We start from the raw sequence: 11368 nt of genomic DNA, 5'->3' as shown, positions 1-11368 counted from the left end.
GCGAGATCGTCGGCGCATGACGAATCACAGCGAAACCACCGGACCCTTCGAGAACAGCGGGATCTCGCGTCAGGAGCGGCCGACCGGCCCGGCCGAGCAGGCCGCGCAGGTCACTCTGCGCACCCCGGCGGAACTGGCCGACGCCCTGCCCTACCTGCTGGGGTACCGCCCGGAGGACAGCATGGTGCTGGTCGCTCTGCACGATCACGCGGGCCGGGGCAGGTTCGGCGGCCGGGCTCGGCTCGGCATCCCCGCACACGAGGAGGACTGGGAAGCCGCCGCACGGCAGCTGGCCCGCGGGCTGGTCACCGGCAGCGAGCGGCGCGGCACCCGGCCCGAGCGCATGGTGGCCTACGTCTGCCAGGAACCCGGCCCGGGAGAGTCCGGCCGGGACGTCAAACGACGACTCGGCCGGCTTGCCCATCTGCTGCGCACCGAGTGCGGCAGCCTCGACGTGCCGGTCATCGAGGCACTGTGCATCTCGGACGGCCGCTTCTGGTCGTACTGTTGCGCGATCGAGGGCTGCTGCCCCGTGGACGGCTCACCGATGGGCCTTCCCGGCACCTCCGTGCTGGCCGCCGCGGCCACCTACGCCGGCCTCCAGGTGCGCGGCACACTCAGGGAGTTGCATGTCCGGCTACAGCCCTGGGAGACCACTGCGGCGCTGGAGCAGGAGATCGCGCTGGACACGGCGGGCATGACCCTGGTGCCCCGCATCCTGGACGAGACGACCCGCCAGGGCGTCGCGCGGGACACTCTGGAACTCGCCGAGCGGGTCATCCGTCGCTACGCCGCGGCAGCGCCGGTCTCCGGCACGCATCCGGCGGACGTGCGCGACGACGACCTCCTCGCAGACGACGAGGCGGCGATGCTGATCCTCGGGCTCCAGGACCGCACGACCCGGGACCAGGCCGCCGCCTGGATGGAGGGAGAGGAGGCCGGTCCGGCTCTCCGGCTCTGGCGCGCCCTGGCCCGCCGCTGCGTCGGACCCTACGGCGAGCACGCCGCCGCTCCATTGACCCTCGCCGGCTGGGTCGCCTGGTCGACGGGCGACGAACTGGAGGCGCGGGAGGCGCTGGCCATGGCGCTGGGCGCCGATCCCGACTATCTCTTCGCCCGCCTGCTGCACCAGGCCTGCAACGAAGGACTCGACCCCGAGTCGATCCGCCGCTGCCTGCGCGCGCAGAGCGCGGGACGCACACCGGTGGAGGCGGAAGCGGGCCCGGCGGAGATCACGGAGCAGGCGGCCCCCGCGTCGCACACCGCTCCCGCCGTGCCTGCGGAAGCCTCCGCGCCAGGGTCCGCGGTGAGCGCACCGGCGGACGTTGAAGAGGCCGCGCCCAGCTCGCGGACGGGCACGCATCGTCGGCGTCGCGCTCGATCGGTGTCCCGTGGGGACAGCCGTCACGCAGCCCGGGCGACCGGTGGCCGACGCCGGCCGGTTGACTCCCGTCCCCGTTCGTTCACTTCCGAACCCACCCGACCCGGCGCCCGCACCCCGAGCGCCACGCGCACGCGTACGACGGACACGGGCGACGCCGCGACCAGTGGGACCCCGTCGGAAAGCGGGCGCCCCGAGCCCGAGGTCGACGGATGAGGACCGGCCGCTACGCGCGCGGGCCGGTACCCGACTCCGTCGGGAGAGGCGGGGCCGCGTCGGCACAGAGCGCGGAAGGCCCCGCACGTGACCCGATCGTGTTGACGAGCCCGACGAGCCCGACGAGCCGGCGGTCCGCAGGAACGGCGGTGCCCGGGGAGCGGCACAGGCGACCCGCGGCGCGGGAACAACGCCGTCCGGGCGGGGCGGCGCCACGGCATCGCTACGGTCGTAAGGATGCGTGCGCACGGCGCTGTCGCCGTCCGGCCGTGTCCACTCGGTCCGGCCGGGTGCCGGTGATGTCCACGCCGCGCAATTGGTGCCCGGGGGCGTCGGAGCAGGACCACCGCGGGCATCCGGTGCCGTCCGTGTGGTGCCGTTGTCGCGCCGGCACGCTCTTGGCCGCCTTCGCCGTCCTGGCCTACCTCATCGTCCTGTTCGGCCGGACACCTCGGAGCACGCCGACTCCGCCTTCGACCGCGTCCCGCTCCCCTTGGCGAAGCCGGTCGAGGACCGAAGAGGCGGACACTCCCGCCACCCGCTCAGGCCGCCATTCGGTCAGCTTCTCCCAGCAGAGCCGTGACCCGTACGAGTTCCCGTCTGTTCACCTGAGTGGCGGAACGCCTGGACCGGCCCTGCCGCCGCACCCTCCCCGTCCCCCGGGGCGGCCCTTCCGCCGCCCAGCGGCCCCGAGGCGCACCGAGCGCAGAAGAAGCCACCGCATGCACCAGCAGCCGTCGCAGCCATCTCCGCCCTCCGCCGCCCATGAAGATCCGCCCCGGGGCAGCCGCGGGCCGTTCCTCACGCACGGCGCCGACCCCGCCGCACCTGAGCCCACCGGTCACCCGCTGCCACCGGCCCCGACTCCCCTCGCCGACTCTCCGTCCCTCCTCGGCCACCGGCCGTCCCCCGTCCCTCGTCGGCCCGGACACCCCGCCGCGGTCCCGCCCGCAGGTGCAGCCCCGGGCAGCCGCTCGGTGCCCGGACTGCCACCCACGCACGACGCGTTCATCTGTGTGGCCCTGCCCGGCCTCGCCATCTCCGGTGAGCCGGGGCAACTGGCCGGCCGGGGACTGGACGGGTTCTACCGAGGCGGCAGGCGCCTGCTCTCGCGGTGCCAGGTCCGCGTGGCCGGACGCGAGCCGCTGCCGGTGCAGGCCCGGATGACCGGAGCCGCCAGCGCCCGCTTCGTGGGCACCCTGCGTGTTTCCCCGGTGGTGGGCCCCGACCCCGACGTCGTGGTCGAACGGGCACGCCACGCCGACGGAACCGAACGGATCACACTCCGCAACACCGGTCTGCGTCCACTGCGCCTGCCGGTCGAGGTCGCCCTCGGCACGGACCTGGCGGAACTCGGCGCCATCGCCTCCGGCGCGGCAGGACCCGAACTGACGGCCAGCGTGCACGACTCGGGACTGCGCTGGGCCACGGCCGACGCCGCCGCCTGCGTCACCGCCGACCCACCGCCCTCGGACGCCCTGGCCTCAGCCGGGCTGCTGCGCTGGGAAGTGGAACTGCCACCGGGCGGGACGGTGGCCGTGGAGCTCAGGGTGCGGCCCGAGGGCGCAGGCCCGCTGCGCGCGGCGGGCCATGCCGCGACCAGCCCCCTCGCCGCCGCACGGGCGGCAGGCGACGACCCCCGGGTGGCGCCTCTGCTGCACGCGGCGGTAGCCGACCTCCACGCCCTGCTGCTGCGCGACCCCGCACACCCCTCCGACACCTACCTCGCGGCGGGCGCCCCCTGGCGCTGCGGGATGGCCCCCGCCGAGGCACTCGCCGCCGCCCGCATGACCCTCCCGCTGGGCACCCGGCTCGCCGCGGGCACCCTGCGCACCCTGGCCCGTACGCAGCTCACGGGTCCGGGACCCGGGGCCGGCATGATCCCCGGCCCACGACGCGACGCGGGCCCGCACCTCCCGCCGAGCTGCACAGGAACGGAGGCCACTCTGCTCTTCCCCGTCCTGCTCGCGGAGGCCCGCCGCTGGGGGCTGCCCGAACAGGAGACGAGGGAACTGCTGCCCGCGGCGGAACACTGCCTGACCTGGCTGCGGGCCGCCACCGGCGACGGCACCTACCTTCCCGACCCGTACCCGGCAGGCCCGGCCCGTTGCGAGACCCAGGCGCACGCGCACCGCGCGGCCCTGCTCGGCGCCGACCTTCTCGAAGCTTTCGGCAGACCGGGCGCCACCGAGTTACGCCAATGGGCCCAGAACCTGCGTGCGGCCTTCCGGGCCGATTTCTGGATCGAGGACCGCGGAGGCGGACGACCGGCCGCGGCCCTGGCAGCCGACGGCCGGCCCGTTCCCCACCTGGCCGCCACCACGGTCCACCTCCTCGACACCGGCCTGCTCGGTGCCGGTCGGCTGGCTCCGGGCCTGCTGGACAAGGCGTGCTCCGAACACCTCGCCCGGTTGCTCGGCGCCCCCGCGATGGACGCGGGCTGGGGACTGCGGGGATTGGGCGCCAAGGAAGGAGGACACAACCCGTTCGGCCACCGGGCCGGGGCCGTACGGGTCCAGGAGACGGCGCTCGCCGTCGCAGGACTGGCTGCGGCGGGCTACGAGAAGGAAGCCGGCGGCCTGCTGGGAGGACTGCTGGGAGCAGCGGAACACTTCGGCTACCGGCTGCCCGAGATGTTCGCCGGTGAACAGCGCTCCGCCGGCGGTGCACCCCTCCCGCATCCCGCGGCCTGCCGGCCGGCGGCCACCGCCGCGGCCGCCGTGGTCCTCGTGCTCACCACCCTCGCCGGTCTCCGCCCCGACGCCCCCGCCCGGACGGTCACCCTGCGTCCCGTTCGAAGCGCACCGCTCGGTGAACTCAGCCTCGCCGGACTGCGGGTCGCGGGCGCACCCTTCGCCGTGCGGATCAGCCGGCTGGGACTGGCCATGGTGGAGGAGGCCGCGGAGGGACTCCAGCTGGGATCGTGACCTCACGGCCCCCGCGAGCCGTACCGGGACCGTGCGGAACCACCACCGATGCGGTTGACGAAGGGAGTGTTTATCGTCAGGAAGACGACTATGATCGCGGCATGCCCTACGACCCGTCAGCCTTTCCGCCTTTCGCTGTCACCGTGGACCTGGTCGTGCTGACCGTGCGCCGCCACGCCCTGTGCGCGCTGGCAGTACGCAGGGGTGAGCCCCCCTTCCAGGGGCGCTGGGCACTGCCGGGGGGCTTCGTACGGGCCGACGAGGATCTGTCCCAGGCGGCGGCGCGCGAGCTGGCCGAGGAGACCGGGCTGCGCGCTCACGACCCCTCGGTCCCGGTCCAGGACCACGGCGCGCATCTCGAGCAGCTCGCCACGTACGGCGACCCCGAGCGGGACCCGCGTATGCGCGTCGTCAGCGTGGCCCATCTCGCGCTCGCGCCCGACCTGCCCGCACCGCGTGCCGGCGGTGACGCGAGCAACGCGCGCTGGGCACCGGTCGAAGAACTGCTCCAGCAGGGCGGCTACGGGCGCGAAGGCGAGTCCGCCGCTCCACTCGCCTTCGACCACGCGCAGATCCTCGCCGACGGAGTGGAACGGGCTCGCTCCAAGATCGAGTACTCCTCACTGGCCACCGCGTTCTGCCCGCCCGAGTTCACCGTGGGAGAGCTGCGCCGGGTGTACGAGGCGGTGTGGGGCGTGGCTCTCGACCCGCGCAACTTCCACCGCAAAGTCACCGGCACCCCTGGCTTCCTCGTCCCCACGGGAGGTACCACCACCCGCCAGGGCGGCAGGCCCGCCCAGCTCTTCCGGGCCGGTGGCGCCACCCTGCTGAACCCGCCGATGCTGCGCCCAGAGGTGTGAGACGCGGGGCGGCGAACCCGTCGGGCGACCGGCGCTTCAGCCGTCCGTACCCGGTCATGGCTGCGTCGAACGGCGGACATCGGTGGGGTCGCGGCACATGGCAGCTTGCCGCAATGCGCCTTATACCTAGAAAACGGACATCTCGCGCTATCTTGCTGTAGGTGATCCAGGCCTTCGGACTGACCAGCAACTCCCGCAAGGCGCAGCCGCCCGCCCTTGACGACCTTTCCTTCGAGGCGCGCGCCGGGCATGTCACCGCGCTCCTCGGTGGCGCCGGTGCGGGCAAGACCACGGCGCTGAAACTGATGCTCGAGCTCCAACACGGGCGCGGCATCACCTACTTCAGAGGGCGCCCCCTGCACCGGATCGCTCATCCGTCGCGTGAGGTCGGCGTACTCCTCGGAGACGTACCGGGCCATCCGGCCCGCTCGGTACGCGGCCACCTGCGCATGCTGTGCGCGGCCACGGGAGTTCCCGCACGGCGCGCGGACGAGGTCCTCGAAGTGGTCGGCCTCGTCAGCCTCCGGGAGGAGCGCCTCGGCACGCTCTCCCGCGGCATGGACCGCAGGCTCGGTCTGGCCTGCGCACTGCTGCCCGACCCGCACACGCTCGTCCTGGACGAACCCACCGACGGCCTCTCCGCCCGCGAGGCCGAGTGGCTTCACGGCATGCTGCGGGCCCATGCCGCCCAGGGCGGCACGGTGCTCTTCACCACGGCCGAGCCGAAAGAGGCCGCCCGCACCGCCGACCGGGTCGTCACCCTCGACGACGGCAGGCTCGTCGCCGACCAGGAGGCAAGGGAGTTCGCCCGCACCCGGCTGCGCCCGCGCGTGGCCGTCCGCAGCCCCCACGCCGCACGCCTCGCGGCCCTCCTCTCCAAGGAGGCCCGCACCACCCGCCGCTCCGTCGAGGTCGTGCGTGAGAACGGCAACCGCCTCTCGGTGTACGGCAGTACGACCGCCGACGTCGGCGAGATCGCGTTCCGGCACGGCATCCTCGTTCACCAACTCGCGGACGAGGTAGGTGACATGGGGCCTGGCGCCGGTGCCGGGAGCGACGGCGCGACGCCGTCCGCGGAGTCCGGGCAGGCGGCACCGGACGCGCCGTCGACGGCATGGACCGACGCGGAGCAGGCCGTCCCGCGGGCAGCGCCGGACCGGGCCGAAGCCGACCGCTCCCTGGCGGGTCGCAGAGGCGCGGAGCCCGGCTCCCCGGCGGGACGGGCCCCCTCGGCCACGTCCGAGGCTTCACCGTCAGACCAGGGCCCGGCCGTGGACGAGTCGCCCACCGCTCCGGCGCCCGCTGTGCAGCCGGACACCGCCGCGTCCGACGCCCCGGCCGCCGAACCGCGCTCCGCGGAGCCGGCGACGGAGCCGGGCGCGGCGGCGACCGCCCCGGAAGCGGCCGAACCCCGTCCCGACCGGTCCGCGTCGGCGCGACGCTCCCCGGTGCCGGCTCTGCCGTCGGGAGGCCGGGGGGAGACATACTCGGGCCAACTTTCGGGGCAGCGGGAGCACACCGCGGACGACCCGTCGACGCCGGAATCTGAGCGGGCCGGGGCCGGCCTCAGCGCCTCCGACGGGGCGGGCAGGCCGTCCGGTTCCCCGGCGCCGGAGCGGGCACGGGCCGCCGTCGGCGAACCGTCCGCGACCGGTGAGACGCCCGGCCGACGGCCCATGCCGGACCCCACGGAGTACCGCCCGGGCGTAACGGCCTCGAGCGTGTCGCCGGCCGCCACCTCCTCCTCGGCCGACGACGCGACGCACGGTGCCGCCGCACCGGATGACACGAAGGCGTCAGGCGCGGGTGCCGGCGAGGTTCGCCCGCTGACCGCCGGCGGCCGGTCCGCCGATCCGACGGCCACGTCCGATGCCGGCCCCGGCGGAGTCGCGACGGCATCCGGACCGCAGGCCAGCCCCTCCAGCGCGCTGGTCGGCATCACCGGCACCCGCACCCGGCTCCCCGGGGCCCGGCAGCCGCAGTCCGGTAGCACCGCCCGCCCCGACGCTGCGCGCCCGCTCGGGGCCCTGTCCCCCCTCCCGCCCCCCATCTCCGTCCGCCCCGCCCCCAGCCCTCTGCGTCCCCTGCGGTACGAGGTCCGGCGCGCCGGCGGAATCAGCACCGGCTTCCTCACCTGCGGCGTCGCTCTGGTGGTGTCCGCCCTCACCGCCGTACTCCTGGCGCGGCTCGGTCACACCCCGCAGGCGCGGCTGTTCGCCGCATGGCCGCGGGAGCTGCCGCTGCCGCCCGCGGCGCTCGCGGCCGGACTGCTCGGCGCGCTGGCCTTCGGGGACGAGTTCCGCCACCCCGCCCTGGCGGCGGACCGTGGCACCGTGCCCCGCCGGCTGGGCCTGCTGGCCGCGAAACTGCTCGTCTCCGGAGCCACCGCGGTGCTGCTCGCCTTCCTCACCGTGGGCTGCGACGCCGAAGCGCTCTACATCGTCTACGGACGGGAGCTGACGCGAGTTCCCGCGGACTGGCTTTCGCTCACCGCGAGTTGGTTCGGGCTGGTCGCCGGGTGTGCCTGGGCCGGGGTGCTGGCGGCGGGTGTGTTCCGGTCGGCGTCGGCCGGCCTGGCCGCCGTACTCGCCGTACCGGTCCTTGTCGTCCCCGTCGTGCACGAGGTGCTGCGCGACCCCGCGGTCAGGATGGCGGCGGGTTTCCCGGTGCGGATGCGGCAGGTCCTCCTGTTGCAGTGGCCCTTCGGAGGGGAGCGGTACGCGCTCGCGGCCGCGCGGGTCGTCGCCCAACCCGTCGGTGGCGCACTTACGTTGTCCCTCACGGCTCTGCTGTGCGCGTACGTGCTCACGACGCTGCGGACCAGGTTCCGGTGACGACTGCTCGTGCACTTCTGGACCCAGTGTGCCCATAACTCGCCGCAGAACGCCCATTTCTTTCCGATAAGGCGTCAATTGCGACGGTGTGAGCGATCACCCTTTCGTGTGCTTTTCACCAAAGACCTCAAGGGAGTTGAAGGGAGCGCCGACAAAGGATTCGTGAGTACCCTTGCGCACACCATGATGACCGCCGCCCGCTCCACAGACTCCGGTCTGGCCGGCCCGGGCGGATTCGACCGCTACCCCTACGCCGAGACACCGATGGCCGACCGCGTCGGCGTGCCTACCTGGGACGGCGGGGATCCCGAGCTGGGCCGCGTCGGCCGGCGGGCCGGGGGCAGCCGCGGACGCGGGCTGCACGGCCAACTGGTCCAGCAGTTGGGCCAGATGATCGTCTCCGGCGACCTGGGCGCGGACCGACCGCTGGTACCCGAGGAGATCGGCCAGCGGTTCGAGGTCTCCCGTACCGTCGTCCGCGAGTCCCTCCGCGTCCTCGAGGCCAAGGGCCTGGTCAGCGCCCGCCCGAACGTCGGCACGCGCGTGCGTCCCGTCAGCGACTGGAACCTGCTCGACCCGGACATCATCGAGTGGCGGGCGTTCGGGCCCCAGCGCGACGACCAGCGCCGGGAGCTGAACGAGCTGCGCTGGACGATCGAGCCGCTCGCCGCCCGCCTCGCCGCCGGGCACGGCCGCGAGGAGGTGCAGCAGCGCCTGTGCGACATTGTCGAGATCATGAGCCACGCCATGGCCCAGGGCGACGCGCTCACGTACTCGCGTGCCGACACCGAGTTCCACGCGATGCTCATCCAGATCGCGGGCAACCGCATGCTGGAGCACCTCTCCGGCATTGTCTCGGCGGCCCTCCACGTGTCCGGTGGCCCGGTCACCGCCTGTGACCGGCCGAACGAGGCGTCCCTCGCGCAGCACGCGCGGATCGTGGACGCGCTCGGCGCCGGGGACGGCACGGCGGCGGAGGCGGCCATGCGCCAGCTGCTCGCGATCCACCCGGAGGTGGAGCGCGTGGTTCCCGCCCCGCGCGAGCACTGACCCCCGCGACGAACGCGGTGCGGTCGCCGGTGCGCGGCGTCCCTGTGGTGCTCGCGGCGGCACCTGGCCGGGGTGCCGGCCGCCGCCGGACCCTGCCGGACCCTCTGGAGTCCGGCAGGGTCCGGCGGGGTCCGGCGGCGTGGCGGGGACCGGAGGTGCGACAGGCCGTCGTGGTCACGACCGCAGCCCGGCCATACATCACCGACTATCACTTTTGTTAACATGTGACCGTTTTTGACTGCTTACGGGGTGTGACTCGGGCCACGCAGATTGGGCGTAACGCTCGCGGAGACAGCGCGATGACCTAAGAGGTGACAGCCGCGGAGGGAATACGGACGCCAGAGCAGGCGCTGTGCATCTCCCCGGCCCCCGCCCGCGCCGTCGGCCGATCCCCAGGCCGGTGGTCGGCTCCCGTCCGTAGTGGACGGCGCCGGAAGCCGTTTTCCAACGTTCCGAGAGGTTGTTCGTGTCGGCCAGCACATCCCGTACGCTCCCGCCGGAGATCGCCGAGTCCGTCTCTGTCATGGCGCTCATTGAGCGGGGAAAGGCTGAGGGGCAGATCGCCGGCGACGATGTGCGTCGGGCCTTCGAAGCTGACCAGATTCCGGCCACTCAGTGGAAGAACGTACTGCGCAGCCTCAACCAGATCCTTGAGGAAGAGGGTGTGACGCTGATGGTCAGTGCCGCAGAGCCCAAGCGCACCCGCAAGAGCGTCGCAGCGAAGAGTCCGGCCAAGCGCACCGCCACCAAGACGGTCGCGGCGAAGACGGTGACCACGAGGAAGGCCACCGCCACCGCGGCGGCCCCCGCGGAGCCCGCCGCTCCGGCCGAGGCCGATGCCCCCGAGGAAGCCGCACCCGCTAAGAAGGCCGCCGCCGCCAAGAAGGTGACCGCGAAGAAGACGGTCGCCAAGAAGGCCGTCGCGAAGAAGACGGTCGCCAAGAAGACCACGGCCAAGAAGGACGACGTCGAGCTCCTCGAAGAGGAGGTTCTCGAGGACACCAAGGTCGCCGACGAGCCCGAGGGCACCGAGAGTGCCGGCTTCGTCCTGTCCGACGAGGACGAGGACGACGCGCCCGCGCAGCAGGTCGCCGCGGCCGGCGCCACCGCCGACCCCGTCAAGGACTACCTGAAGCAGATCGGCAAGGTCCCCCTGCTCAACGCGGAGCAGGAGGTCGAGCTGGCCAAGCGCATCGAGGCGGGCCTGTTCGCCGAGGACAAGCTGGCCAACGCCGACAAGCTCGCCCCGAAGCTCAAGCGCGAGCTGGAGATCATCGCCGAGGACGGCCGCCGCGCCAAGAACCACCTCCTGGAGGCGAACCTCCGTCTGGTGGTCTCCCTGGCCAAGCGCTACACCGGCCGCGGCATGCTCTTCCTGGACCTCATCCAGGAGGGCAATCTCGGTCTCATCCGCGCGGTCGAGAAGTTCGACTACACCAAGGGCTACAAGTTCTCCACGTACGCCACCTGGTGGATCCGTCAGGCGATCACCCGCGCCATGGCCGACCAGGCCCGCACCATCCGTATCCCGGTGCACATGGTCGAGGTCATCAACAAGCTCGCGCGCGTGCAGCGCCAGATGCTCCAGGACCTGGGCCGCGAGCCCACCCCGGAGGAGCTGGCCAAGGAACTCGACATGACCCCGGAGAAGGTCATCGAGGTCCAGAAGTACGGCCGCGAGCCCATCTCGCTGCACACCCCGCTCGGCGAGGACGGCGACAGCGAGTTCGGTGACCTCATCGAGGACTCCGAGGCCGTGGTCCCGGCCGACGCGGTCAGCTTCACGCTCCTCCAGGAGCAGCTGCACTCCGTCCTGGACACCCTGTCCGAGCGCGAGGCCGGCGTCGTCTCCATGCGCTTCGGTCTCACCGACGGTCAGCCCAAGACCCTCGACGAGATCGGCAAGGTGTACGGCGTGACGCGTGAGCGCATCCGCCAGATCGAGTCCAAGACCATGTCGAAGCTGCGCCACCCGTCCCGTTCCCAGGTGCTGCGCGACTACCTCGACTAGAGCGTGTCTCTTTGGTCGGTTAGTCAGTTGATCTGATGTGTCCGTCCGATTAGTGATCAGTGATGCGATGTGGGACCGGATCGAGCCGT

6 protein-coding genes are annotated in these 11368 nt (G+C 73.1%); all 6 read left to right on the top strand.

The window, feature by feature from the left end; all coding sequences use genetic code 11:
* Positions 1-16 precede the first annotated feature (16 nt).
* The 6 genes from AB0F03_RS32035 to AB0F03_RS32010 all read left to right on the top strand — a co-directional run bounded on the left by AB0F03_RS32035 (position 17) and on the right by AB0F03_RS32010 (position 11279).
* On the top strand, positions 17-1597 hold the full coding sequence (locus AB0F03_RS32035; RefSeq protein WP_361998394.1) for a DUF4192 family protein: 1581 nt from the start codon (positions 17-19) through the stop codon (positions 1595-1597).
* 977 nt (positions 1598-2574) lie between these two features.
* Positions 2575-4524: a glycogen debranching N-terminal domain-containing protein gene (locus tag AB0F03_RS32030; protein ID WP_361998391.1), complete on the top strand. Its 1950-nt coding sequence runs from the start codon at positions 2575-2577 to the stop codon at positions 4522-4524.
* Positions 4525-4625: 101 nt separating this feature from the next.
* Positions 4626-5384, top strand: a complete 759-nt coding sequence (locus AB0F03_RS32025) for an NUDIX hydrolase (protein WP_361998388.1) — start codon at positions 4626-4628, stop codon at positions 5382-5384.
* Positions 5385-5545: 161 nt separating this feature from the next.
* Positions 5546-8218: an ATP-binding cassette domain-containing protein gene (locus AB0F03_RS32020; RefSeq protein WP_361998385.1), complete on the top strand. Its 2673-nt coding sequence runs from the start codon at positions 5546-5548 to the stop codon at positions 8216-8218.
* A 162-nt stretch (positions 8219-8380) separates the two neighbouring features.
* On the top strand, positions 8381-9268 hold the full coding sequence (locus tag AB0F03_RS32015; RefSeq protein WP_361998383.1) for a FadR/GntR family transcriptional regulator: 888 nt from the start codon (positions 8381-8383) through the stop codon (positions 9266-9268).
* Positions 9269-9734: 466 nt separating this feature from the next.
* The gene (locus AB0F03_RS32010; RefSeq protein ID WP_361998380.1) at positions 9735-11279 is read left to right on the top strand and encodes an RNA polymerase sigma factor; all 1545 of its coding nucleotides are present in this window, start codon (positions 9735-9737) and stop codon (positions 11277-11279) included.
* Positions 11280-11368: the final 89 nt, after the last annotated feature.

The sequence above is a fragment of the Streptomyces sp. NPDC028722 genome (assembly GCF_040637655.1).
GTDB lineage: Bacteria > Actinomycetota > Actinomycetes > Streptomycetales > Streptomycetaceae > Streptomyces.
This window is presented reverse-complemented; position numbering and strand designations above follow the sequence as displayed.